We start from the raw sequence: 25898 nt of genomic DNA on the forward strand, positions 1-25898 counted from the left end.
CGCCTCACTCCTGGGTGGGGGCCGCGGTGGGCCCCGGCACCTGCTTGCCTCGGTGCCACACCGACTCGATGCGGGAGAGGTCGTCGATGTTCGTCGAAGGGTTCCCCTGCACCACCACCAGGTCCGCCCGCCGCCCCGCTTCGATGACGCCCCGGTCCTTCAACCCCAGCAACTCCGCCGCGTTCGCCGTGGCCATCTGGATGGCCTGCAACGGCGTGAGGCCCGCCTCCGTGAGCAGCTTCAGCTCGCGGTGCTCGGCGAAACCCGGGATGCGCACGGGCGTGGCGCCGGAGTCCGTGCCGAAGCCAATCCGGACGCCCGCGTCGTGGAGCGTCTTCACGTTCTTCAGGTTGATGGTCAGCGCCTGCTTGTTCACCGGCGCGGTCTTCCCGTCCTCCAGCACGCTGGCGCGCCACGCCGGGTCATCCAACTGGCGCGCCAGGTCGGGTGACAGCGCGCGGCGGAAGAAGGGGTCGGCCATCCACGCCGGTCCCTCGGCGTAGATGTAGAACGACTCATTGAGGCCCAACGTGGGGATGTACCAGGTGCCCCGCGCCTTCATCGCGTCCACGAGCTCCGCGTCCACCTCCCTGTCGCGAACGCCGTGCGCGAGCACATCCACCCCCGCCGCGACCAGGCGCTTGGCGTCCTCCAGGTCATGAATGTGCGCGGCGACCCGCAGTCCCTGCCGGTGCGCCTCGTCAATCACCGCCGTGTAGACCTCCGGCGTCATCTTGTTCTTCACCGTTCCGCCGAAGTCATCCACCCAGACCTTCACGAACGCCGGGTGGCGGGACGCCGTCTCGCGCACGTCCTGGCGCGCCTCGTCGGGCGTCGCGGGGCGATAGAGCTGATGCTCGACGACCTTCATCGGCGGCGCCCCTTCCGGCACGCCGATGCCCTGGTCCCCGCTGAGGATGGAGGCGCCTGGCAGCGTGCCTTGCTCGACCTCCTTCTGGAGTCCGTAGACGAGCGGCGTGTTGAGGCCCAGCGACGTCACCGTCGTCACGCCGTAGGACTCCCACTGCGTGAGCTGCCGCGCGATGTTGTCGCGCTGGTAGTTCTGCCCGCCCGAATCCGTGCCTCGCGTCATTCCCAGGTGGGAGTGGTTGGAGATGAGACCAGGAAGCACCGTCCGTCCCGGCAGCTCGATGACCATGGCCGAGGCGGGCACTTCCACTTCATCCACCGGCCCCACGCGCTGAAGCGTCGCGCCCTGGATGACGACGGCGGCGTTCTCCAGCGGCGCACCGCCGCGCCCGTCGATGACCCGCACGCCCCGCAGCACCGTCACCTTCTCCGAATCCTCGCTGCGCAGCCCTTGTCGGCCCTGGCAGGCCAGCAGTCCCGTCGTCAGGGCACCGGCCAGAAGGAGCCGGCCCCAGGCATGGCGGAGTGGATGCTTCATGCGTGTCACCTCGGAAGCGTGGAGCGCGGGCCCTCACCCCGACAGCCCGCTCGTACACCGGCAACATGCTCGCGCCGCCACCACCTCGCACCCCGAATTCGGCCTCGCCGCCTCCACTCTTGGGAATGGAAGGGACAATCCCTCCTTCCCACGGAGGGCGGGGGGCCTACGGACGCGACACCGGCTCCGCCTTCACCTGGGTGAAGAGCCGCTCCACGTCCGCCCGGTAACACAGGTCCGTCCCCTGGGTGAGCAGCGCGGCCGTCCCGGAGGCGATGCCCCAGCGCAGCGCGTCCTCAGTGGACTGCCCCCGCGCGAGCGCAAGTGTCATCCCCGCGACAAAGCTGTCCCCCGCCCCCACCGAGCTGTACGTCCGCACCGGGGGCGGCGTCGCCCGGAACTGGGCGGTGCGCGTCGTCACCAGCGCGCCGTCCGCGCCCATGGACACCGCCAGCACTTCGGCGCGGCCCTGGGCCACCAGCTCGCGCGCCGCGGCGGCCTGGGTGGCGAAGTCTTCCACCGACGCGCCGCTCAAGTCCCTCAGCTCGCGGCGGTTGGGCTTGGCCATGAACACGCCCTCTTCCAGCGCGGCCCGCAGCGGCGGACCGTTGGTGTCCACCACCACGCGCACGGCCAGGCGCTTCCCCAGCCGGGCCACGCGGGCATAGAAGTCCTCCGGTACGCCGGGCGCCAGGCTGCCGCTGGCGACGATGAAGGCCGCGCCCACGGCCACGTCCTCCAGCGCGTCGAGGCAGCGCTGCCACTCGCGCTCGGACAGCGTGGGCCCCGGCAGGATGAAGCGGTACTCACGCGCGCCCGTGCCTTCCGCCACCGTGAAGCTCTCCCGGGTGGCGTCCTGCAACGGCACGGAGCGGCGCAGCAGGCCCTTCTCCTCCAGGAGCTCCTCCAGTTGGCTCCCGGTGGCCCCGCCCCGCGTGTAGACAGCGATGGCCTCACCGCCCAGCTCACGCACCACGCGCGCCACGTTGATGCCGCCCCCACCCGGGTCCCTGCGCACGGGGCCACAGCGCAGCTTGTGCTCCGGCGTGACTTCCGGCACGGACGTGGCCACGTCGATGGTCGGGTTGAGCGTCAGGGTGACGATGTGCGGCATCGCGAAGGGTCTCCTGGGTTGCATCGGCGCGAAAGGGCCGAGCCTGCCCCACCCCGCGCGCATTCGCCAGCCATCCGAGCACCCACGCCGCTCCGTCCCACGGGCAACACCCCACCCCGTGCATGGGGCCCTGGGGGGTTGCCTTCCCAGGTAGGCTCGCGAAGATGCGCCCCCATGACACCGCTCCGTCGCCCCTCGCGAGATGAGCTGGACGCAGCCACCGGTCGCACCATGCCGGACGTCATCGCGCCCCGGCTGCGCGTGCTCTTCTGCGGCATCAACCCCAGCCTCTACTCCGCGGTGGTGGGCTATCACTTCGCGCGGCCCGGCAATCGCTTCTGGCCCACGCTGCATGCCGCGGGCATCACCCCGCACACCTTCCAACCCACGGAGCAGGCGTCCTTGCTCGCGCTGGGCTACGGCATCACCAACGTGGTGGACCGCGCCACCGCCACCGCGGACCTGCTGAACCCCGCCGAGCTGGCCCGGGGCGCGAAGGCGCTAGAAGCCAAGGTGGCGCGCTACCAGCCCCGCTTCCTCGCGGTGCTGGGCGTGAGCGCCTACCGCATCGCCTTTGGCCGTCCCAAGGCCGCGCTGGGCGCGCAACCGGAGCGCCTGGGCGACACGCGCTTGTGGGTGCTGCCCAATCCCAGCGGGCTCAACGCGCACTACCAACTCGACGCGCTGGGCCGCCTTTTCGGCGAGCTGCGACGCGCCGTGGAGCAGGGCTGACGACTCCCGGTGCGAGTTCGCGGTGCCTCGCGCACCGTGCCTTGACCCACGGGTGCTCCCGCATGCAACGCTGCCCGCCAGGTTCCCCCGGACCTGCATCGCAACAGGCGCCCCCACCTGGAGCAGACCCCATGGCCTCGAAGGCATTCGCAGCAATCATGAACGTATCGCAGCTACTCCTGGAGCGCGGCTTCGAGACCGCGACAGTCTCGGAGGCCCTGGGCCAGGTAGGCGTCGCGCTCGACGTCGACCGCGTCTACATCTTCGAGAACGCCACCAGCCCCACGGGCGAGCTGCTGTGCAACCAGCGCTACGAGTGGACCGCGTCCGCGGCCTCCGCGCAGCTGGACAACCCCGAGCTCCAGAACGTCCCCTACGCGGAGGTCATGCCCTCCTGGGTCGCGCCGCTGTCGTCGGGCAAGGCCGTCCAGGGACCGCCCCGTGCCTTCCCATCGCCCGCTCGGGAGCTGCTGGAGGCCCAGGACATCCGGTCGCTGCTGGTCTGCCCCATCACCGTGGGCGGCGAGTGGTGGGGCTTCGTGGGCTTCGACGACTGCCGGACGGAGCGCAAGTGGCCGCCGACGGAGGTCTCCGTGCTCCAGGCCCTGTCCAACGCGCTCGCGGGCTCGCTCCGCCATGCGCGGCTGCGCAGCATGCTCTCCGGCGTGCAGTCCCAGCTGCGCACCATCATCCAGCGCTGCGAGACGACGGCGTCCTGACGCGAGCGGCGTCCGCGAGGCCTCAGCGAAGAATGCCGGCCTCGCGGGCGAACCCGGCCACCACGGGCGCCACGCGCTCGAAGGCGGCGGCGTTGCAGGCCAGCAGGCCGCGGCGGTTCTGGAGCTCCGAACCGTCATAGGCGTAGGGCGTCCCGCCCAGGTCCGTGAGGATGCCGCCCGCCGCGCGCAGCACCGCTTCGGGCGCGCAGTTGTCCCAGCGATAGCTCTTGTCGCTGACGTGCAGGTAGAGGTCGCAGGCGGCCTCCGCCAGCAGACCGCACTTGAGGCCCACGGAGCCACACGCCTGCTCGTGCGTGATGCCCAGCCGCTGGGCCACCGCGTCCGTCAGGCGCGAGCGGTGGGAGCGGGACACCACCAGCCGCAGCGCGGACGGCTCCGCCGTGTCCGACACCCGCAGGGCGCGGCGCCCCTTCGCGTCCTCCACGAAGCCGCCCTGCCCCACCACGCCCCAGTACAGCGTGTCTCCAACGGGCCGGTACACGACGCCCAGCGTGGCCTTCCCCGCGATGGCGAGCCCGATATGGATGGCGAACTCGCCGTTGCGGTTGACGAACTCCTGCGTGCCGTCCATGGGGTCCACGAACCAGCAGCGCTCGAAGCGGCTCGCGCCGGAGGTGTTGTCGGACTCCTCGGCCACGACCCCGTCGGAAGGGAATGCGTCGCGCAGCGCTTCCACGATGAAGGCGTTGGCGCGCTCGTCGGCCTCGGTGACGGGCCCCATGCCGCCCGCCTTGTCATGGACGGCGAAGGGCGTGGCGTAGACCTCCAGGAGGATGGCTCCCGCCTGGCGGGCTACGCGGCGGGCGATGTCGAGTTCGGTTTCGAGCGGATGCATGCAGTGGCCGAAGTCTGCCCCTCCGTCCTCCTCCAGTCACGGCTCAGCGAGCCTCCGGGGGAAGGTCGACGACGAAGGTGGCGCCCTTCCCCGGCTGGCTTTCGACGCGAATCGTCCCGCCGTGCGCTTCCACGAGCCGCCGGGTGATGAAGAGCCCCAGCCCCAGGCCTCCGTAGTTGCGGGACGCCGCGCGCTCGAAGCGGTCGAAGATGCGCGGCTGCGCCTCCAGGGGAATGCCCACGCCATGGTCCTGGATGCGGATGCGGGCCCCCTCCCCGACGCGTGACACCTCCATGCGGATGGGCTTGCCGGCGCCGTACTTCATCGCGTTGGTCAGCAGGTTGATCATCACCTGCTCCATCCGGAGCCGGTCCCATCGCCCCAGGACCGGCGTGGGCGCCACCAGCTCGAACACGCAGCCCGCCCGGCCCATCTGTCCCCGCAGGTGGCCCGTGACGTCCCGGGCCACCGCCACCAGGTCCATGTCCTCGCGCCGCAGGTCCACCTGGCGCTCGTTGACGCGCGACACGTCCAGCAGGTGCTCCACCAGGTGCGACAGACGCCGGAGCTGATCCCCGAAGACATCCAGCAGAGCGGCCACCTTCTCCACGGGAAGCTGGCCGGACTCCTGCCGAGACAGGGTCCGCGTCAGTTGCTGCACACGCAGCTTCATGGAGGTGACGGGCGTCTTCAGCTCATGCGAGGCAATCGACAGGAACTCGTCGCGAGCGCGGATGGACTCCTGGGCCTTGCGATAGAGCTCGGCGTTCTCGATGGCGAAGGCCGCGCGCTGCCCCAGCTCCTCGGCCAGTGAGCGCTCGCGTGGGCCATACGGACGCCCCGGATGCGCCGCGACAACGGACAGCACGCCCAGGATGGGGCCCCGCGCCCGCAGCGGGACATTCAGTGATGCCCGAGCGCTCAGTGCCCTCACCGCGCTCCACCGTTCGTCTCGGAGTCCATCCGGGTCCAGCAGGCCCAGGGCATCCGGGGACGACTCGGAATGTCCCGTCTCCAGCACCCCATAGGGGCCATCCCGCGGACCGGAGACGGGGGGATGGGCCTGGAGGAACTCGCGAACGGTGCGGCCTCCTTCGGGCGAACTGGCGGCGACGGCCACGGGGCGCAGCGCCGCGTCCTTGCCCAACAGGGAGACGACGCACAGCTCCCCCAGGGTGGGGACGGACAGCTCCGCCACGCGCTGGAGCGTGGTCTCCGAGTCGAGGGACGTCACCAGCGCCTGGCTGGCCTCCGACAGGAAGCGCTGCCCCAGCTCCATCTGCTTGAGCTCGGTGACATCGGTGGAGATACCGCACAGCGCATAGAGCGTGCCCGACGAATCGATGAGCGGGAACTTCTGCGTGAGGTGGGTGTGGACGCCGTCTTCCAGGGGGATGCACTCCTCCCGCTGGACGAGCTCCCCGGAGGTGAAGACGGCCTGACTCGTCTCGTGGAAGCGCGCCGCCTGCGGCTCGGGGAAGATGTCCGCCGTGGACTTCCCGGCGACCTCCTGCAGCGTGCGGTGGAAGAGCCGCTCCCACTCGCGGTTCACGAAGATGTAGCGCTCCTGCCGGTCGAGGATGAAGAACACGGCGTTGGCATTGTCCAGGATGGCGCGCAGCCGCTTCTCGCTCTCGGCGAGCGCATCCTCGGCGCGCTTGCGCTCCGTCACGTCGGTCAGCACCGCCAGCGACCGAACCATCCGGCCCGACGCGTCCCGCTCCGAGATGCCGGAGAGGAGGACGTCGAGCACCTCGCCGTTCTTCTTCACAATCTGGTACGGCACGTCCTTGCAGACGCCCGTCTCGAAGAACACGGGCAGGACGTGCTCGGTCGCATACCGGCGAGACTCCGGCGTGAAGAAGTCCACGGAGCGACGGCCCAGGACCTCCTCGCGCGAATAGCCCAGGGTGCGCAGCCAGAACTCGCTGACGCTGACCAGCCGGCCCTCCGCGTCGATGGAGTGCATCATCGCGGGCGTGTACCTGTAGAGGCTCCGGAACTTCTCTTCCTCCGCACGAAGCGCCGCCTCCGTCTGCTTGATGGCGGTGATGTCCCGGAACACGGACGCCGCGCCGTATACGTCTCCCGTCGAGTCGGTGAGCACGCGCGCGCCCACCTGCAGCCAGAGGCCCTTGGGGTGGCGGGCGTTGCGTACGTAGACCTCCGCCTGGTCCACCGCCTCGCCATGCAGCAGGGCACGGCTGAGCGGCAGCGTCTCGACGGGATAGGGCGTCACGGTGTCGGGGAGGTAGAGCCCGAAGTACTTCGACCACTGGGACACCGGCATCTCCGGCGGAGGCAGCGCGCCGAAAATCTGCTGGGCCATGGGGTTGAGAAGGACGAACCGGCCGTGCCGGTCGACCACCGTCACGCCATCTCCCATGTTGAGAAAGACGGCCTCCAGGATGCCGAGCGGGATGCCGCCCTCGCCGTCCGCGAAGGCATGCCCGCCGGGACGCGTGCCATCGTCGCGGGCGAGCGGAGCCGACATCCACGTCCTGTCATCCAGGTGGTCCATGGGAGGGTCGCGTCCAACGCAAGGAGGCAACGAGGCGCCCTCCCCGTTGGCGTGCCTCCCGTCCACCAACGACTCCTGGGCGCCCTTCCTCGTCAACAATGTTGTCTCGTGGCCACGCCGCCAAGCCGCGCATTCCAACGAGGCCGTCGCTCGGTGAAGAAGCCCGTTATAGGAAGGGGCCATGCCTTCGCCAGGAGCCACCATGCCTGTCACCCTCCGTCCCGCCAAGCCCTCGGATGAGCCCGCCCTGGGGCGCATGGGCGCGGCGCTCGCCCGGAAACACCACGCCTTCGACGCCGCGCGCTTCATGCTCCCAGACGACGTGGAGTCGGGCTACCGCTGGTGGCTGGGCCGCGAGGCCAAGAAGCCCGACGCGGTCGTCCTGGTGGCGGAGCTGGACGGCGAGGTCGTGGGCTACGCCTACGGCCGCGTGGAAGGCATGGACTGGAATGCCCTGCTGGACCGCAGCGGCGGCTTCCATGACATCTGGGTGGACGAGAAGGCCCGTGGCGCGGGCGTGGGCGTCCTGCTCGCGGAGGAGATGATGAAGCGCCTGACGGCCCTGGGGGTGCCGCGCGTCGTCCTCCACACTGCCGCGCAGAACACGACCGCGCAGCGCCTGTTCGCGAAGCTGGGGTGGCGCCCCACCATGGTGGAGATGACGCGCGAGGCGCCCCCTCGTGATGCTATTGAATGATTCGCCGCATCGTCGGGGGATGGGCCACCGCGGCCTTCTCGCTCGGCGTCAGACGCATGGACTTCAGCGACGGTGCCTGGGACGGTGGCAGGCCCTGCGCCAGTCCGAAGACGAAGCTGAAATCCGACGCGATGCCCGTCTTGCCAGCGAGCGTCGCGTTCCGGTGACAGACGATGCAGTTGCTCGCCTGGGGCCCCTGGCCGAAGTCCGCGGTCCGCTGGATATAGGTCTCCATGGTCGTGTTGGCGATGGCCACTGAACCAGAGGGCGTGGGCGCGGCGAAGGGCAGCGGCGCCTTCGCGGGCTTCGTCGGGCTGGGGCTGGGATTGGTGGACCAGAGCACGTTCACCAGCACGTAGTGCTTCCACACCGAGTCCGGGAAGTGCGTCGCGATGTTCTGCTGGACCAGTTGATTCACCCGCTTCGCCATCGGGTCGATGGGCGTCAGCCGCGTCACCTGGATGGGCACGGGCCCCGGGCAGCCGTCGCCAATGTGGTACGGCGGCGGCACGTTGGGCTCGCACCCCACCGTCACCTCCGTGGACGTCCCATCCGCCGCGCAGTTGGCGGGCACCGTCAGCGTGCGCGGCGAGCAGGCGGCATCGAAGAAGTTCCACGCGCCCGTCCCCGCGTCGGCGCCCTGGTCCGGCGCATTCGCCTCGTGCTCGAACGTGGCCCAGATGATGGACGGTTGGGACTGGGTGGCATGGATGATGTGCAGCCCCACCAGCGCCACGGTCGCCGTCCGGCACCGCTGCGTCGACGGGTCCACCACGACGGCCGGCGACAGCTTGTATGTGTTCCAGCGCGCGTCGGAGGGATTGGCCACTTCCATCCACGCCGACTTCAGCTCGATGGCGCCCACCGAGCCGGGCGCTGGCTGGTACGCGCCTTGTGGCAGGACCACGGGCACGCCTGAATCCACCAGGGCCAGCTGGTTCGCCGCGTTGTAGAGACCCGCGTCGACGATGTAGTCGTATTCGGGCTGGTTGACCTTCACGTCGTACCAGACGTTGGTGTCACCGGGCGCCCCCAGCCACGCGGGCGAGCCGTCGAAGGGGAACGCCTGGTTCGCGCTCCCCGGGAAGAAGTTCTCCGCGAACTTCGACGCGACCATCAACGGCAGGCGTTCCCGGGCCTGCGCCACGGAGAGCCCCGCTTCCGCCAGACACGCATCCGTGATGCGTGCCTGCGTGCCCCAGGCGGGAGGCGCGCCCCCGTCCGGCAGGAAGAGCTGGCCGGTGCTCATGTACGTCTGCCATTGCACGGGCTCCAGGTCCCCGGGGGTGCCAAAGCCAGCCGTCCCCCCGTCCATGCCGGACTCGGGCCAGTTCAACGCGATGAACTGCTGCCAGGCGAAGCAGTTCGCGTCTTCCTGGCCCACCACCTGGCTGAAGTCCGGAGGCACCTCCGGGCCGAGCTCCAGAATCTGCTGGCTGCCGCAGTTGAACTGCGGTGGAGCGCCGGAGGGGGCTGCACGGGCGGGAGCCGGAGCCCCCGTCTCCGCCTGGGCAACAGTCCCCCCCGGAGGCGCTTCCCGGGAGGCCCTGTCCCTGGCACAGCCAGCGGCGAGCAACAGCGACGCCAACGCGACGCCAACGCGATTCTGGAGCACGGGCATGGGCACGCTCGCGGGCCTACCGGGAGGTGACGTGCAGCGCCGCGGGGAACGGCGTCGGTGTCTTCGCCTGCCCCGCACCGGTGACGAAGACACCCCGGGGGCCCGGCGCCGCGTCCGCCTGCACGGAGACCAGGATGCGGATGGCCGCCACCGGCCCGGGATAGGTGTTCCCGGGCACCGCGTAGTCCACCGACTTCATGTCCTGCACCTGGACGGTGATGCCGCCCCCGTCGAAGGCCACAGTCGGCAGCGCGGAGATGTCGGGCAGCAGCGCGGTCAGCACCATGGGGACATTCGTGTCTCCGGCCCTCACCGTCGGGGCAATCAGGGTACTGTTGCTGGCCAGGTTCATGGGCACGCCCATCAAGTTGGGCACGTGGGTACCGGCCAGGGCGCTGAACACGCTGGAATGGAAGAGCTGTAGCGGCTGCGCCAGCTCCGTGGACGGCACGCCCACGCAGTCCTGTACCGGCGCGCGGGAGGGCTGCGCCAGCCCCATGCCGGTGATTTGCATGAGGAAGGTCTGCGCCACCTGCCCGGCCCAGCGAATCTTCTGGCCGTTGATGGTGATGTCGGAGACGGTGTAGCGCTTGTTCGGCGGCACCCGGAAGGTGGCGTGCAGGATGTAGTTGCCCGGCATGGGCCTGCCATCCGGGTCCGTCAGCGACGAGGTGCCTCGGACGATGGTCCAGAACTCCGCCGCGCTCGTCTGGTCCGGCGTCTGGTAGCCAGAGAAGTCTGGCATCTGGATGTAGAGCCCGGGCGGATTGGCCAGGGTGGCCTTGTTCGACGGCCGCTGCGGATTGGGCGGCGCGACGAGCTGATTCACGGACAGCCCGATGTGCGGGTCGCTGTTGCGGGCGGGCTGGCCATACTGCGCGCAGCAGATGAGCGTCTGTGCATTGGAGTTGCCCACGGGACGCGGCACCGTCGCGGCCGACGCGAGCCCGATTTCCGTCTGGAGCGTGTTGGGCGTGCTCGTCAGGTGCATGGCGCCACCCTGGCTCGCCGTGGACTCCGGCCCGCTGTTCCACCTGTTGAGCGGGTTGTACGCGGGGCGTCCCGTGGACGGGTCCTCCACCGGCCGTCCCGTGGACGGGTCCATCAGATACAGGTCCTCCAGCGCGATCTGCCGCTTGCCCAGGGTGGAGCGATACAGCTCCAGCACCTTGTTCGGGTCCACCGCCCACAGCGTGTTCCAGTACTCCGGATTCTCACACGTGAAGTCGATGCGGAGGATGTTGCCCTGGCTGTCGCGCTCGACGCTCCATTCGCAGTATTCGTCCTGCCAGCCCCGAGGGCCGAAGGGGCCGTAGTGGCTCACGTCCCCGGAACAGGGATTGGTGATTTGCGGCAGGTCCGAGAATGGCGTTCCATCCTTCGTCCGGCCCGTGTCCGCCAGGGCCAGCAGGTCCTCCTCCGGCAGTACCAGCCCCTTGGCATTCGTCCCACCCTGCCCGCCGAAGTAGAAACCCAGACGGCCGGGGAACGCATTCCACTGGATGGCGGCGTAGCTCCCCTGTGCCGTGTCCGTCTGCGCGGGGTTGAAATACCAGGTATTGTTGGCGGAGTTGGACATGTTCCACGGGTTACCCGTGATGCCCTGGTCGGTGAAGCCCGTGAGGTTGAAGTTCCATGCCTCGTTGAGCTTCTTCTGTGCTGTCGGGTCCTCGGGAAAATCAATCTGGTTCGCCGGGGCCAGGAAGCGATGCACGCCATCGGGGGAAGGCTTTGCCATATCATGGGCTCCTTTTTCGACAGCCATTGACGGCAACCCTTGTCGTGCATGAATGACTGTCTATGCAAGACGCCACTTCACTTCTCATGAACAAGCGTCCGACAGAAAACCCGACTTCTGGACTAAGGGAAAACCGGGGCGGCCCGTGAAAACAGCTGCAATCACCCGCATCCCCGCACGTACTGCGCGAAATGAAGAGGAGGTCTGAATGAGATGGCTGAGCACGCGCCTCACAGTCGTACTGGTGGCATGGGTGCTGGTGGCACCACTGGCGGAGGCGGCGAACCGGAAGCAGGAGGTAGACCGGTACATCCATGGGTTCCACCAGAAGGGCATGTTCAACGGAACGGCGCTCGTGGCCACGGAGGGAGGCATCCTTCTCAAGAAGGGCTACGGCTCCGCGAACCTCGAGTGGAAGGTGCCCAACGCGCCGGATACGAAGTTCCGCATCGGCTCCATCACCAAGTCCTTCACGGCAACCGTCATCCTGCAGCTCGTCGCCGAGGGAAAGCTCCAGCTCGATGACCCCATCACGAAGCACCTGCCGGACTACCGGGGCGACACCGGCGGGCGCGTCACCCTCACCCACCTGCTGAACCACACCTCCGGCATCCCCAGCTACACGTCCGCCCCCCAGTTCCGGGCCGACTCGGTCAACCCCTATGGCGTCGCGGAGTTCGTGAAGAAGTCCTGCAGTGGCGACCTGGAGTTCGAGCCCGGCACGAAGTACGCGTACAACAACTGCGGCTACTACCTGCTGGGCGCCCTCATCGAGAAGCTCACCGGCCAGACGTATGCGCAGGCCGTGCAGGCGCGCATCTTCGGGCCGCTGGGCATGAAGGACTCCGGCTATGACGTCACCGCCACGGTGCTGCCCAAGCGCGCCAGCGGCTACACGCCCAGGCCGGGCGGGTACGTCAACGCGCCCTACATCGACATGGGCCAGCCCTATGCCGCCGGCGCGCTGTACTCGACGGTGGAGGACCTCTACCGCTGGGACCGGGCCTTCTACGGCGACGCGCTGATGCCCGCGGGGCTCAAGCAGAAGATGCTCACCCCGGGCCTTCAGCACTACGGCTTCGGCTGGGCCATTGCCCCCGTGCAGCTGCATGACGGCAAGACGCAGCTCCCAGGCATCTTCCACAGCGGCGGCATCAACGGCTTCTCATCCCTGCTGGTCCGCGTGCCCGAGCGCAAGGAGGTCATCATCCTCCTCGACAACGCGACCCACGGCGACCTCCAGGAGATCGCAAGCGGCGTGCTGAGCATCCTCCATGGCATCGCCCCCCGGCAGGCCCGGATGCCCATTGGCACCGTGATGATGGAGTCTCTCGGCAAGGGCTCCACCGCCGAGGCCATCGCCCACTACCGCGCGCTGAAGAAGACGAAGGAAGCCCAGTACGACTTCAGCGAATCGCAGTTGAACACGGTGGGCTACCACCTCTTGCGCGACGGGCGCGCGGCGGATGCCATCGAGGTGTTCAAGCTCAACGTGGAGACGTTCCCCAAGGGGGCCAACTGCTACGACAGCCTCGGCGAGGCCTACGCCGCCCACGGCGACAAGGAACAGGCCATCGCGAACTACCGCAAGTCCCTGGAGCTGGACCCCAAGAACGAGAACGCGGTGAAGATGCTCAAGGAGCTCGAGCAGCCCGCCGCGACGCGGTAGGCCGCGAGCCTTCCGAAGAAAGCACCGGACCGGGTGCCGCCAGCGTGGGCGGCACCCGGAAGCACGCCAGGGACTACTTCCCCTTGGCCTGCTCCTTCGTCCATGAGTCCTTCAGCGTCACCGTGCGGTTGAAGACGGGCTTGCCCGGCTTCGAGTCCTTCGGGTCCACGTAGAAGTACCCGGTGCGCTCGAACTGGTAGCGCGACTCCACGGCGGCATCCACCAGCATCGGCTCGACGCGGGCGTCGCGCAGCGTCTGGAGGCTGGCCGGGTTGAGGAACGTGGTGAAGTCCTTGGACTCGTCCGCGTCCGGCGCCTCCACGGAGAAGAGCCGGTCATAGAGGCGGACCTCCGCGATGGGCGCGTTGCCGGGCACCCAGTGCAGCGTGCCCTTCACCTTGCGGCCATCCGGCGCGTTGCCGCCGCGCGTGGCCGGGTCATACGAGCAGCGCAACTCCACCACGTTGCCCGCGGCGTCCTTGATGACCTGCTCGCACTTGATGAAGTACGCCGAGCGCAGCCGCACCTCCTTGCCGGGCGCCAGCCGGAAGAACCCCTTCGGCGGGTCCTCCATGAAGTCGTCCGCCTCGATGTACAGCTCGCGCATGAAGGGCACCTGGCGCGTCCCCATCTCCGGCTTCTGCGGATGGTTCTGCACCTCCAGCAGCTCCGTCTGCCCCTCCGGGTAGTTCTCCAGCACCACCTTCAGCGGGCGCATCACCGCCATGGCGCGCGGGGCCGTCTCGTTGAGGTCCTCGCGGATGCACAGCTCCAACAGGCTCATGTCGATGAGCTGCTGCGCCTTGCCCACGCCCACGCGCGTGGCGAAGTCCCGGATGGACGCCGGCGTGAAGCCACGGCGGCGCAGGCCGGTAATCGTCATCATCCGGGGGTCATCCCACCCGGCCACGAAGCCCTCCGTCACCAGCTTGAGCAGCTTGCGCTTGCTCATCACCGTGTAGTTGAGGTTCAGCCGGTTGAACTCGTACTGGTACGGCCGGTCCCCGCTGACGAGGCTGTCGACAATCCAGTCGTACAGCACGCGCCGGTTCTCGAACTCCAGCGTGCAGATGGAGTGGGTGATGCCCTCAATCGCGTCCGACAGGCAGTGCGCGAAGTCGTAGAGCGGGTAGATGGGCCACGCGTCGCCGGTGCGGTGATGGTGCGCGTGACGGATGCGGTAGATGGGCGGGTCGCGCAGCACGGGGTTGGGCGACGCCATGTCGATCTTCGCCCGCAGGGTGTGCTGGCCGTCGGAGAACTCGCCCGCGCGCATGCGGTGGAACAGGTCCAGGTTCTCCTCCACGGAGCGCTCGCGGTACGGGCTGTTGCGCCCCGGCGTGGTGAAGTCGCCGCGGTACTCGCGAATCTCCTCCGGGGACAGGCTGCACACGTACGCCTTGCCCTGCTTGATGAGCTGCACGGCGAAGTCGTAGAGCTTCGGGAAGTAGTCGGACGCGAAGAACTTCCGGTCCTCCCACTCGAATCCCAGCCACTTCACGTCACGCTGGATGGCCTCGACGTAGTCGGTGTCCTCGGTGACGGGGTTGGTGTCGTCGAAGCGCAGGTTGCACTTGCCTCCGTATTGCTGCGCCAGCCCGAAGTTGAGGCAGATGGACTTGGCGTGGCCGATGTGGAGGTAGCCGTTGGGCTCGGGCGGGAAGCGGGTGTGCACGCGGCCCGCGTACTTTCCCGTCCGCTGGTCTTCCTCGATGATTTCCTGGAGGAAGTTCAGGCCCTGCGTTTCGTTCGTCGTCGTCATGATGGGGGCGAATCCTCGTGAAGCAGCCGGGAGCCGGCAAGGGATTCCTGCTCCAGGTGCCGCCCGGCCGGGCCTCCGGGACGAAGGTGGACGTCCCGAAGCCGTGCAGGGGAACCCCCGAGAGGGCTCATTTCATCCCCCCCCGTCCGGAAGGCGGGGGACCGGGCCCCTCTCCCGCTGTCAGAGCGACGAGAGCAGGGACTCCCAGGCCTTGAGGGCGCGGTCGGCGGACAGCTCCTCGGAGCGGCGCCGGGCCCGGGCGGACAGGTCGGTCCGGTGCACGTCGTCCTGGACGATTCGCGCCAGGGCGTCCGCCAGCGCCTGGGGCTGCTCCATGGGCACCAGGACGCCGTGCTTGCCGTGCTCCAGCACCTCCGCGGGGCCGGAGGGGCAGTCGGTACTGACCACGGGGCAGCCCAGGGCCAGCGCCTCCAGCAGCACCATGGGAAGCCCCTCGAAGCGCGAGGACAGGGCGAAGGCCGCCGCCCGCCGCATCAGCGCATGGGGGTTGGGCGCGAAGCCCGGCAGGAAGACGGAGTCCTCCACGCCCAGGGACTTCACCAGCGCCTTCAGCTCCGCCTCCAGCGAGCCTTCCCCCAGGATGAGCAGGTGCTGGTCCACCCCGGCCTGGCGCATCAGCGCGTGGCTCCGGATGAGCACGTCGAAGGCCTTCTGGTGCTCCAGCCGCCCCACGGCGATGACCACGGGCTTGCGGAAGACGGGCTCCGCCCAGGCGGGCAGCGGGTGCTCACCGGCGGCGCGCACCCGGTCGCCGTCCACGAAGTTGGGGATGACGTGGAGCTGCTCGGGCCCCACCGGCACCAGGTCCCGGAAGGCCTTCGCGGAGTCGTGGCCGCACGCGACGATGCGGCTCATCCGAGGGTAGAGCCACCGCAGCCCCCAGAGCTGCCGCCGGGGCTGCTCCAGGTGGAAGGCGCCCCAGTCGAAGTGAATCATGCCCACCACGGGCTTGCGCAGCAGCTGCCCCGCCAGGCACGCCAGCAGCGCCGCCCGGCCCTCCTGCCCCGCCACGATGACGTCCACGTCGCGCGCCTCGCGCACCAGCCGCCAGAAGAAGCGCGGCAGCATGCCCCGCCGGTACTCGAAGGCGTCGGTGCCCCACACCACCTCGGTGCGCTGCGGAATCCGGTCGCTCTGGCTCTTCGGATGGGGCCGGTGGTGGAAGAACATCTTCGTGTCGAACCGGCCGGGGTCCAGCCCCGTCAGCACGTTGCACACGGACCGTTCGATGCCGCCCGAGCCCAGGAACACCAGCGTGAACAGCACCCGCTTCCGAGCGGCTACTGGAGGCGCCTCGCCCTGTGTCGTTACGAGCATCACCCGCACTCTCACGTGCTTCGAGACACCGCGGTCCAGGACCTTCGGAGTGACAGGACTCCCCCCGGCTCCAACCTGACCCACCCGCGGTGTAGCCAACTTGCATTCGCTCCGCCACCCCCTCGGCTCAGCTAGGGTTCGCTTTATTCCAAGCCAATCCTAGATATCCGTGAAAACACGCACTCAAGTCCGCTGTCTCATGGCGCTGGCGCCCCTCTGCGTGTCGCTCGCCGCGGCGGGATATCTCGTGGTGAACGGTCACCGCATCGGCCAGGGCCTGCTGCATCCGCCGCCCATTCCGGTGACACGTCCCCCGGCGGAGCCGGCGTTGTCGCCACTGGAGGACGTGGCCTTCACCACGTCCGACGGGGTGCCGCTCAAGGGTTGGTACGTGCCTTCCCGCAACCGCGCCGCGGTGGTGCTGGTACACGGCTTCGCGGACAACCGCGCGCAGCTGCTCTTCGAGGCTCGGACGCTCGCGGGCGCGGGCTACGGTGTGTTGCTCTTTGATTTGCGCGCGCACGGCGAGAGCGGCGGCGACACGGTGACGTGGGGAGACCGGGAGCGGCGCGACGTGACGGCGGCGCTGGATTTCATCTCACGGCGCCCGGACGTGGACCCGGGACGGTTGGGCCTCTTCGGCTTCTCCATGGGCGGCACCACGTCGCTCCTGGTCGCCAGCGAGGACGCGCGGGTGAAGGCGGTGGCCGCCGCGGGGGCGTATCCCGCGCTGGAGGCGGACATCTACGCGGGCTATGGCCGCTGGGGTGCGATGAGCGCGGAGCCGGTGCTGTGGGCCCTGCGCCGCGCGGGCGTCACGGTGGACGCGGTGCGCCCCATTGACGGGATGTGCCGGCTGGGCGGCCGGCCGCTGCTGCTGGTCAACGGCGATGTGGACCCGGACGCGCCCGCGAAGCTCCAGGCCAGCCTCTTCCAGGCCGCGTGCGAACCCAAGTCACTCTGGGTCGTCGAGGGCGCGGGCCATGGCCAGTACGCGCGCGTGGCGCCGGAGGAATACGCGCGCCGGCTGCTCCAGCACTTCGGCGCGGCGCTCCAGGCCCTGCCTCAGGCCTCCTCGGGCGGCGCCACCCAGTGAGGCGCCGCGTCCAGCGCGGGCCGCTCCTCCAGCAGTTCGTGCGGGCGGAAGGCGCCCTTGTAGCGCAGGGATGCGCAGGCCAGCACGCGGTAGCCCAGGTAGACGTGGGGGATGCCCCGCGCCTTCGCCAGCTCCACCTGGTGCAGCACGTTGGCCGTGCCCAGCGACAGGTGCGCATAGGCGGGGTCGTAGAAGAAATACACGGCGCTCCAGGCGCGCGGCGTCTCGTCGCAGATACCCACGCCCACCAGCCTGGGCCCGCCCTCCGCGCCGTCGTCGTACCACGCCACCTCGCGCGCGGACGGGTGCGGATAGGAGAACTGGAGCGAGTACTCGCGCGCGGTGATGGGTGACGGCTCCCATTCGCGCTTGGTCTCGCGCTCCGAATGCCACTGGCGATACAGCGCCAGCCGCGCGTCATCCACACGCGGCGGCCCCACCTCCACGCGCAGGTGCGAGCACGCGGCACGCGCGCGACGCTGGCTGCGGTTGGGCCGGAAGCCCTCCACGGGGATGCGCAATGACACGCAGGCATTGCAGCCCACGCAGGCCGGCCGGAAGTACACTAGGCCGAAGCGGCGCCAGCCCCGCACCAGCAGGTGCTCGTACTCCTCCGGCGTGACGTCCTCCAGCACGAGGTTTTCGAGCGAGGCCTCCCGCTCCGGCAGGTAGCTGCAGGCCCGGGGCTGCTCGACTTCGTGTGCCAGGAGGAACGCCATGCGTGGCCTGTTCCTGTCGCGACCGTCGTCCCGCGTCAAGTCTGACCCGGTGCCCCGAAGCCACCACTTCCGGGCGAGCCCCCGCTTCTCAGAGGGAAAAGCGTCGTCCGCGGCACGCCCGTCTGCCCAGCCGGCAGGCTGGCATGACGTCTGCACAACCAACGGCCAGCCTCGCGGAGTCGAGGCAGGAGGATGACCATGGCCCGCCACCGCACACAGCCTTCGCTGAACCGCCTGTCGCATTGGGATTTCGGTCGAGCGGACAGGCAGGTCCGTGCGGCCACTGGCAGCCATGACTGGGTGGTCGTGAGCGCCACATCTCCCTCGCGTCCGAGTGGGAACCGACAGAATCCGGACATTCCTGTCCTACTGGCGGCGGTCCGGGCACAGGTCGAGTGCGACCCAGAAGCGGTGAATGGAGTGGATTTCGACCTGGAGTTCGCGAGCTACTGATGTGACGGGATGGCGCGCGGGCGCGCGGCTTCTCAGGCGTGGCCGCCAACGCGTATAAGTCCGCCATGTCCGTCATTGACGTCTCGGTGGTGATGCCCACCCACAAGCGGGAGAAGGAAGTGGTGGAGGCCATCCGCTCGGTCCTCCGCCAGGAAGGGGTGAACGTCGAGGTCCTCGTCCTGGACGACACGCCCGAGGGCACGGCGCGCGAGGCGGTGGAAGGGCTGAAGGACGAGCGGGTCCGCTACCTGGTGAACGACCCGCCGTCGAAGGGCCGCCCGGCCGTGGTGCGCAACCACGGCGCCACGCTGGCCCGCGGGCGCTACCTGCACTTCCTGGATGACGACGACATGCTCGCCGAGGGCGCGCTGCACGCCATGGTGAGCGCGCTGGACGCGCGGCCGGACGCGGGCGTGGCGGTGGGCTGGGTGGTGCCCTTCGGCGACGACGCGGACTGGCTCAAGGACAAGAGCGAGTACTTCGAGTGGGCCGCCCAGGTGGGCGCCAGCACGCCCAACAGCGCGTGGACGGTGGCTCACATCCTCTTTCGCGGCACGCTGTATGTGAACTCCGCGTGCATGGTGCGCCGCGAGCACTTCGCCCCGCTGGGCGGCTTCGACGCCACCATCCCCGTCTACGAGGACGTGGACTTCTACCTGCGCGGCATCCGCGCGTTCGGCCACGTCTACGTCAACCGGCCCATCCTGCACTACCGCACTGGCCGGCCGTCGCTGATGCACAACCTGGGCAAGGACGGCACGCTGGTGGTCCAGTCCAACGAGATGATTCACGGCAAGTACCGCAAGACGAACGGCATGCTGGAGTACCGCCTCATGCAGGCCGCCCTGCGGGTGCTGCCCTTCGAGGTCGCCCGCCGTCTGCCGCTGCGCCTGCGCAACCAGGGCCGCGCGTCATGAGCCTCAAGAGCCGGCTTCTCGGGACGGCCAGGCGCCAGGTGAAGCAGACGCTGCGCCCGGTGCTCCAGCGGGCCATGGCCCCCGCGCGCAACCACATCCCCGCCTCGCACTGGGGCCTGCGGGACGTGCCCGGCCAGGGCCTGAGCCTGGAGGGTGTCCCGCTGGCGCAACTGGTGGAGCGCTGGGGCTCGCCGCTGCACGTGGTGCACATGGCGGCGCTGCGCCGCAACGCGGAGCGCTTCCTCGCGGTGCCGCCGGGGCGCACGGGCGGCTGCGAAGTCTATTACTCGTACAAGACGAACCCGGTGCCCGGCGTGCTGTCCTTCCTGCACGGCCTGGGCGTGGGCGCGGAGGTCATCTCCGCCTACGAGATGTGGCTGGCGCTGAAGCTGGGCGTGCCCCCGGAGCGCATCGTCTACAACGGCCCGGTGAAGTCGGAGGCCTCCGTGCGCGAGGCCATCTCCCGGGGCATCCAGTTGCTGGCCGCCAACCACGCGGAGGAGATTGCCGTCTTCGCCCGGCTGGCCGCGGAGCTGGACCGCCGCCCGCGCGTCGCCGTGCGGGTGACGACGAACAGCGGCTGGTCCGCGCAGTTCGGCACGCCCATCGCGGGAGGCGCCGCGCTGCGGGCCTACCAGCAGGCGCGCGGCTCGAAGCACCTGGACGTGGTGGGCCTGCACGCGCACCGCGGAGAAACCATCCGCACGGAGGGCGACTTCACGGCCTTCGTGGAGTCGGTGCTCGACTTCACGGACACGCTGCACCAGGAGCTGGGACTGGACTTGGAGGTGCTCGACTTGGGCGGCAGCCTCAACACGCCCACCGTCCAGCACATCGCCGAGCGCGACTGGCGCCTCAACCTCACCTTCTTCCGCGACGTGCCCGCGCCCGACCCGGCGGCGTCGCTGTCCATCGACCGCTACGTGGCGCTGGCGGTGGAGATGGTGGAGACGCACTACGCGCGGCGCGGCCGTCAGCGTCCCCGCATCTTCCTGGAGCCGGGCCGCGCCATGACGGGCGACACGCAGCTCTTGCTGGGCCGCGTGCACGCGCTCAAGGCGGGGGAAGACAGGACGTGGGCGGTGCTGGACGCCGGCATCAACCATGCCGAGTGCGTGCGCAACGAGTACCACCAGCTCTTCCACGTGAACCGGCCGGACGCGCCGGCCGACAAGGTCTACACGGTGGTGGGCCCCATCTGCACGCCGGGCGACACGCTCTACCACGCGAAGCGGCTGCCCGACCTGCGCGTGGGAGACACGCTGGCCATCATGGACGCGGGCGCCTACTTCGTGCCCTTCGCCACGTCCTTCTCCTATCCCCAGCCGGCCATCATCGCGCTGGAGGACGGGAAGGAGCGGCTGCTGCGGCGCGCGGAGACGTTCGATGACCTGGTGACGTTCGACGCGCCGGACAGCCGCGCCGCGCTCACCGGTTGAGCACCATCATCCGGATGAAGGCCCGGGGGTGGCGCGCGGAGCCGTAGAGAATCTGCGCCACCTCCACCGCGGTGGGCATCAGGTCATCCGAGTCGATGAGCGGGTCCACCGCCCTGTCCCGGTGTGATGCCAGCCAGCTCCGCCACTGGCGGGCCTCGTCCTCCGGCAGCGCACCGGACAGCCGCTGGAGGTTGAGCAGCATCTCCAGCGCAATGCGGTTGCAGAACACCTCGCCGTTGCCGCGCCAGTCACGCGCGGCCTGCAGCTCGCGGCGCAGGGCGTCCCGGTCCCCCAGCGCGGCGTGGTAGGCCAGGAGCGGCAGCGGCAGGCCCCGGGCGATGTCGAAGCCCATCTGCCCGTAGTAGCGGGGGTTGAAGTCGATGAGGAGGAAGTCGTCCTTCGTCTGGATGAACTCCACCTCGAAGACGCCGTGGTAGCCCAGGCGCTTGCACAAACGCTGGAGCCCCGCGGCCAGCTCCTCGCGCACCGGGGCGGATTCGAAGCACACGCCCACGCCCAGGCGCCGCGGACGCTGGAGCACCTTCATGGCGCCGCGCACCTCGAACAGCTCGCCCGTCTCGTCCACGAAGCCGGAGAGGCTGTAGATGCCCTCCGCCGCCTCCGGGTGGAACTCCTGCACCATGGGGCGCGACACCGCGGGGTCGAAGCGCACCAGCATGGGCGCGTACCCGTCTCGCGAGAAGGCGCGGTACTCCTCCGCGAGCTGCTCGGGCGCCTGCACCGGCTGCCCCTTGCGGTGGGTGGAGTAGAGAATCTGCGTGGTGGGCTTGATGAGGACCGGGAAGCGCGCCTCGCGGGACACCACGTTCAGGTCCGCTTCCGATTCGGGGAACCAGGTGCGCGGCAGCTTCAGGCCCACCGCCTGGCCCACCTCGAAGAGCTTGCGCTTGTTGAGCAGGCCGTAGACGGCGTCGACGCCCGGGTCGTAGAGGTGGAAGTACTCCGACAGCGCCTCGCGGTGGACGGACACCAGCCACGCCAGCTCATCGCTCGTCGGATAGAGCACGTGCCGCATCGGCTCGCGGCGGCCCAGGTCCATCAGCCACTCGATGAAGGCCTCGGCCTGGGACTCCGGAGGACACTGCACGCGGCGGCCCACGAAGCGAGACCAGCTCGCGGGCCCCAGCTTGCCGGGGTCCGCCACCGTGACGTCAATGCCATTGCGTCCGAAGCAACGCGCGGCCGCGAGCGTGCCGTAGAAGCCCGCGGAGAAGAGCAGCACGGACGGACGGCCCTCCATTCGAACCTGGGGTGCCTGCTCCAACATGACGGTGTCGTTCTCCCGCTGCGTTCCCGGCACGCCTCACGCGGAGGAGAGGAGGTGCCGTTTCAAGTCCTGGTCACGCGGAGGATAACCGCACGCCACCCCACTTGGCTTCCCTCGGCTGCGCCCTCTCCTTCAGTCGTCAAGAACAGACGCCCCCCTTGGGCCTCCAAACAATGTAACCCTGGGACAAGAGCCACGGGTCGGTCGCCACTCCCTCCATGCGTGCGGAGAGCCCCAGCGCGGCTTCGCGAAACGCATCGGGTGGGTGCGTATGGCCCAGGGTCCGCGCCTGCTGCCAGGCGGCGCTCCATGCGGAGAAGAAGTCATGGATGGGCTCACCCGGGCGTACCCGGCGGCGCAAGTCCCGGGGCAGCCAGTCCCGGAAGAGCATGGGCGCGAAGCCCAGGCTGAAGTCGGTGTGGAACAGGAGCGCTTCGCGCAGCGGCAGCTCCGCGCCCTCCCCAACGCCGCGGCGCAGCAGGTGCGCGGCCATCACCGCACCCGTCGCGTCCGCGCTCCCCTCCACCAGCAGGCCCGACGGCAGCAGGTAGCGGGTCAGGGTGCGGTGCACCTCGGGGACACGCTCGGGGGGGCCCTGGCGGAGCAGGTTCATGGCCCGCACCAGCCGGGCGGGCTCGTCGGGGCGAAGGGGCAGCGCGAAGCCGCCCTCGCGGAAGGACGTGCGGGCATCCGCGTCCGCCTGCGCCGCCCGCGCGCGCGCCGCGTCCAGCTCCACGCCCACCACGGCGAGCTCCGGGTTGAGCGCGCGAAAGGCCTGGGCACTCTCCAGCGTCGTCCATGGGTGCTCGCCGAACCCCACGTCGACGAAGACCGCGTGTGCCCAGGGCCCGTCACGGCGTTCGAGCAACGGGCGCTCGAAGCGGCACAGGAACGCGTCCAGCGCGCGCAGGCGCCCGCGCGACGTCCGTCCCCGTGTCTTCGCGTCCAGCGGTGGCATGGTGCGCTCTTGGGTGAGTCTGGCGTGGCCGTCAAGCCCACCCCGCTCCATCCCCCCGATTTTCGCCGGACACGGCGGCCTCCTAGAGTGGAACCACCGTGGAAGCCTCGTCCCCCCAGGCCTGCCCCCGCTGCCAGTCACCTCGCGCCGCCGGGCCGGAGTGCCCCCGCTGCGGCATCATCTACGCCAAGGCGGAGGCCCGGGCGGCGCGGCAGCGCGAGGAAGCCCCCGCAGTGGCGCCCGGGGAACCACCGCCGCTCGTCGACCCCGCCTGGATGGCGACGCCCGACCTGCGCCCGGACGTGCTGCCACCGGAGACGCCCGCCTGGGACGGCGACGCCGAGGAGGCCGCGTTCGAGCACCGCCTGCGCACCTGGGCCATCCCCGTGGCGCTCCTGGTGTCCTACGTAGCGCTGAACGGCAACTTCAGCGCCTTCGCGGCCCGGCTCATCACCATGCCCTTCCATGAGCTGGGCCACGCCATGACGGCCTGGTTCTGCGGCCGGTCCGCGTTCCCCACGCTGTGGAAGACGGCCATCTTCGGCCGCTCCTATCTCCTCGCGCTGATGCTCGCCGCGGCGCTGGGCGCGTGGGCGTGGTGGGGGTGGAGGCGCCGTCAGTGGCTGTGGGTGGCCTGCGGCGCGAGCCTGCTGGCGCTTCAAGCCGTGGGCACGCTGCTGCTGTCGCCTCAGACGGTGGACATGCTCATCACCTTCAACGGCGATGGCGGGATGATGGTGCTGGGCACGGTGATGATGCTGACCATCTACGCCCCGGCGGGCAGCTACCTCCACAAGCAGGCCCTGCGCTGGGGCTTCCTGGGGCTCGGCGCGCTGTCGCTCGTGGACGGCCTCCTCACGTGGTGGAAGTCGAAGAAGGACTTCAACGCCATCCCCTTCGGCAGGATGGAAGGCGTGGGCCTGAGCGACGCCAGCAAGCTGGTGGGGATGCCCCACAACTGGGGCGAGCACCAGCTCATCGGCAGGTACCTGACGGTGGCCACCGTGTGCTTCACGGTGGTCGCCGGGGTGTACGTGGTGCAGTTCGTGCGAGGCAGGGCCCGGCTCGCCGCGCGCTGAGTCCCCGCGCGGCGGACGCGTCACGCCGCGTCGCCGAAGGGCCACACGAAGCCAGGGTGGCGCACCACCTCCGGCGTCCTCGCGCCCTTCCAGCGCAGCGACTCTCCCGGCCGCAGCACCAGGGGCCTGGGAACGTCCTTCATCGTCCGCCGGACCTCCGCGAGCCGCTCCGGATAGGGGTCCGCGTCCGGGTTCTCATCCAGGTGACTGGCGCCGCTCACGGGCTCGCCGGGATAGCCCGCGTAGCGAGGCCCCATGCCCTCGCGCCAGTACCAGGGCGCCCCGCCGTCCGCACAAGGCACCACGTAACGCGCGCCCAGCAAGGCGCCATAGCGCAGCGCCTCCTCTGGCCCGGCCATGAGCCGCTGCGGCGCCTTCAGCATGGCGCGGGGGACGTTGACCAGGAACGCCTCCAGCGTGGTGAAGCCAAAGAAGATGGGCGCCAGCCGGAAGCCGCGGACGCCGCAGAAGAGCACGTCCACTGGCGCCTCGCGGCGCACGCGCCGGCACACCGCCGCCATGTCTCCGCGCACGTCGTGCCCCGAGTCCGCGAAGAACGCCGCGGAGAAGCCGGGCGCCCGCACCAACCATGCGTTGCCCTCATTGAAGAGGTCCGGGTACGGGCCTTCTCCATCCGTGGGCTGCTCGCCGTAGAACGGCAGCGCGCGCACGGTGACGTCGCCCACCTGCCGGGACTCGCCCCAGCGCAAGGGCTCCACGCGCGTGAAGCCCAGCTGCGCCAGCCGCAGGGCGCAGTCCGTGGAGAAGAGGCTCTCACGCGCCACCGCCGGCACGAAGATGCGCGTGTCGCGAGGCAACTGCAGCAACGAGCCCAGGTGGAAGTGGTCCCCATGTGAATGGGTGATGACCACCGCGTCCACGCGTCCCACGTCGCGGGGCTGCATCGGCGGATAGCCCGGCGCGTCCACCGCGCCCTCGGGCCGGAAGTACGGGTCCACCAGCACGCGTCCCTCGCGGCCCGCGACCAGCACCGTGTTGTGCCCCACGAAGAGCGCGCCGGGCGAGGGCACCTCCACGGGCGCTTCATGGCGCACGAGCCAGCCCGCCTGCCCCAGGTCCGCCACCAACTCCGCCAGCACGGGCAGCGCCGCGAAGGCCCGAAGCTCCGCGCGCGTGGCGCCGCGCGCGAGCGCCGCGAAGAAGTCCGCCACGGCGGGCCACTCGGACGCACGCACGGGTACATCCAGGCCCAGCTCCTCCTGGCGAAGGTGCAGCACGCGCGGGCGGTGTCGCGTGGCCACTGGGAACAGCACGTCAGGACGCAACACGCGTCGGCCCATGCGCCGCTGCTTGCCCACGCACAGCGCGGCATAGCGTGGGGTGTCTTCCAGCCAACGCACCAGCGCCTCCGCATCGTGCAGCGCGCCCTCGCGCCCCAGCGCGGCGACGTGCCGCTTCAGTGGGAGAAAGGCCCGGCGGACAGGACGCGCGGTGGGCCCCTGGATGCTACAGCCCAGGTCCGCGTGGTGGTCGTCCTCCGTCCGGGCCGAGGCAAGCACAGCCAGACTGACGCCCCGGTTCAGGGTGAATCGCATGACGGCCGATGTTGCCACGCGTCACGCGCGGTGCGGCGTTTCTCCAACGTTCGGGCGAGCGGGCGGCCCGCCCCCCTCACCCGACGGCCCAGGTTGTGACAGGAGCGTGGAAGGCCGGTACCCTTGCCTTCGAATGTCATTGTCAGCCCCCTCGCTCCCCCCGGAGCCCCCTCCCCCGTCCTCGGGTGGCGCCCTCGCGGAGCCCTCCCAACGTCGCT

Annotated in this window: 20 protein-coding genes; 8 read left to right on the forward strand and 12 right to left on the reverse strand. The window is 69.8% G+C overall.

The features are described from left to right. Positions 1–4: 4 nt before the first annotated feature. Both BLU09_RS12565 and BLU09_RS12570 read right to left on the reverse strand, forming a co-directional pair. Complete coding sequence (locus BLU09_RS12565) at positions 5–1408, reverse strand: amidohydrolase family protein (RefSeq protein ID WP_090489593.1); 1404 nt, start codon at positions 1406–1408, stop codon at positions 5–7. Between the two features lie 166 nt (positions 1409–1574). Further along, positions 1575–2522 carry a 1-phosphofructokinase family hexose kinase gene (locus BLU09_RS12570; protein ID WP_090489595.1) on the reverse strand — a complete coding sequence of 316 codons (948 nt, stop codon included), beginning with the start codon at positions 2520–2522 and terminating at the stop codon, positions 1575–1577. Positions 2523–2753: 231 nt separating this feature from the next. On the opposite strand from BLU09_RS12570, the gene mug reads away from it, so the two are divergent. Next, a complete protein-coding gene (gene mug, locus BLU09_RS12575; RefSeq protein WP_090489940.1) occupies positions 2754–3254 on the forward strand; it encodes a G/U mismatch-specific DNA glycosylase in 501 nt (166 codons plus the stop codon). 131 nt (positions 3255–3385) lie between these two features. Next, on the forward strand, positions 3386–3973 hold the full coding sequence (locus BLU09_RS12580) for a GAF domain-containing protein (protein WP_090489597.1): 588 nt from the start codon (positions 3386–3388) through the stop codon (positions 3971–3973). Between the two features lie 22 nt (positions 3974–3995). Here BLU09_RS12580 and BLU09_RS12585 read toward each other — a convergent pair whose 3' ends face one another. After that, a complete protein-coding gene (locus BLU09_RS12585) occupies positions 3996–4829 on the reverse strand; it encodes a 3'(2'),5'-bisphosphate nucleotidase CysQ family protein (protein WP_090489599.1) in 834 nt (277 codons plus the stop codon). A 43-nt stretch (positions 4830–4872) separates the two neighbouring features. After that, entirely contained in the window at positions 4873–7533 is a 2661-nt protein-coding gene (locus BLU09_RS12590) for a sensor histidine kinase (protein WP_090489942.1), read from the reverse strand. Between the two features lie 19 nt (positions 7534–7552). Here BLU09_RS12590 and BLU09_RS12595 point away from each other — a divergent pair, with 19 nt between their 5' ends. After that, positions 7553–8047, forward strand: coding sequence for a GNAT family N-acetyltransferase (locus tag BLU09_RS12595; RefSeq protein ID WP_090489601.1), 495 nt, complete (start codon positions 7553–7555; stop codon positions 8045–8047). On the opposite strand, the gene BLU09_RS12600 is transcribed toward BLU09_RS12595, so the two are convergent. Together BLU09_RS12600 and BLU09_RS12605 are read right to left on the reverse strand one after the other, a co-directional pair. Next, entirely contained in the window at positions 8037–9668 is a 1632-nt protein-coding gene (locus BLU09_RS12600; protein WP_090489604.1) for a cytochrome c family protein, read from the reverse strand. The two genes, BLU09_RS12595 and BLU09_RS12600, sit on opposite strands and share 11 nt — an antisense overlap. A 16-nt stretch (positions 9669–9684) precedes the next feature. Further along, positions 9685–11406 (reverse strand): hypothetical protein, encoded by a 1722-nt coding sequence (locus BLU09_RS12605; RefSeq protein WP_090489606.1) that lies wholly within the window; start codon positions 11404–11406, stop codon positions 9685–9687. A gap of 208 nt (positions 11407–11614) precedes the next feature. Here BLU09_RS12605 and BLU09_RS12610 point away from each other — a divergent pair, with 208 nt between their 5' ends. Next, entirely contained in the window at positions 11615–13075 is a 1461-nt protein-coding gene (locus BLU09_RS12610; RefSeq protein WP_090489608.1) for a serine hydrolase domain-containing protein, read from the forward strand. A gap of 73 nt (positions 13076–13148) precedes the next feature. On the opposite strand, the gene BLU09_RS12615 is transcribed toward BLU09_RS12610, so the two are convergent. Beyond that, positions 13149–14837 carry a glutamine--tRNA ligase/YqeY domain fusion protein gene (locus tag BLU09_RS12615; protein ID WP_090489609.1) on the reverse strand — a complete coding sequence of 563 codons (1689 nt, stop codon included), beginning with the start codon at positions 14835–14837 and terminating at the stop codon, positions 13149–13151. Between the two features lie 180 nt (positions 14838–15017). Then, on the reverse strand, positions 15018–16175 hold the full coding sequence (locus BLU09_RS12620) for a glycosyltransferase (protein ID WP_090489611.1): 1158 nt from the start codon (positions 16173–16175) through the stop codon (positions 15018–15020). Positions 16176–16374: 199 nt separating this feature from the next. Between BLU09_RS12620 and BLU09_RS12625 the strand changes: the two genes are divergently transcribed. After that, positions 16375–17271 carry an alpha/beta hydrolase gene (locus BLU09_RS12625; RefSeq protein WP_090489613.1) on the forward strand — a complete coding sequence of 299 codons (897 nt, stop codon included), beginning with the start codon at positions 16375–16377 and terminating at the stop codon, positions 17269–17271. Here the strand turns inward: BLU09_RS12625 and BLU09_RS12630 are convergent. Then, positions 17241–17990, reverse strand: a complete 750-nt coding sequence (locus tag BLU09_RS12630; protein ID WP_090489615.1) for an arginyltransferase — start codon at positions 17988–17990, stop codon at positions 17241–17243. The genes BLU09_RS12625 and BLU09_RS12630 overlap by 31 nt on opposite strands. Before the next feature lie 518 nt (positions 17991–18508). Between BLU09_RS12630 and BLU09_RS12640 the strand changes: the two genes are divergently transcribed. Beyond that, the gene (locus BLU09_RS12640) at positions 18509–19360 is read left to right on the forward strand and encodes a glycosyltransferase family 2 protein (RefSeq protein WP_171443547.1); all 852 of its coding nucleotides are present in this window, start codon (positions 18509–18511) and stop codon (positions 19358–19360) included. Beyond that, positions 19357–20799, forward strand: coding sequence for a type III PLP-dependent enzyme domain-containing protein (locus BLU09_RS12645; protein WP_090489617.1), 1443 nt, complete (start codon positions 19357–19359; stop codon positions 20797–20799). The genes BLU09_RS12640 and BLU09_RS12645 overlap by 4 nt, the downstream gene beginning before the upstream one ends. Here BLU09_RS12645 and BLU09_RS12650 read toward each other — a convergent pair. After that, positions 20789–22087: a carboxylate--amine ligase gene (locus BLU09_RS12650; RefSeq protein WP_090489946.1), complete on the reverse strand. Its 1299-nt coding sequence runs from the start codon at positions 22085–22087 to the stop codon at positions 20789–20791. The genes BLU09_RS12645 and BLU09_RS12650 overlap by 11 nt on opposite strands. A gap of 139 nt (positions 22088–22226) precedes the next feature. Further along, positions 22227–23045, reverse strand: coding sequence for a methylase (locus BLU09_RS12655; RefSeq protein ID WP_090489948.1), 819 nt, complete (start codon positions 23043–23045; stop codon positions 22227–22229). 98 nt (positions 23046–23143) lie between these two features. Here BLU09_RS12655 and BLU09_RS12660 point away from each other — a divergent pair, with 98 nt between their 5' ends. Beyond that, complete coding sequence (locus BLU09_RS12660) at positions 23144–24124, forward strand: hypothetical protein (protein ID WP_090489619.1); 981 nt, start codon at positions 23144–23146, stop codon at positions 24122–24124. A 20-nt stretch (positions 24125–24144) separates the two neighbouring features. Here BLU09_RS12660 and BLU09_RS12665 read toward each other — a convergent pair whose 3' ends face one another. Then, a complete protein-coding gene (locus BLU09_RS12665) occupies positions 24145–25680 on the reverse strand; it encodes an MBL fold metallo-hydrolase (protein ID WP_186817890.1) in 1536 nt (511 codons plus the stop codon). Positions 25681–25898 lie beyond the last annotated feature (218 nt).

Source organism: Myxococcus virescens (assembly GCF_900101905.1).
Classification (GTDB): Bacteria; Myxococcota; Myxococcia; order Myxococcales; family Myxococcaceae; genus Myxococcus; species Myxococcus virescens.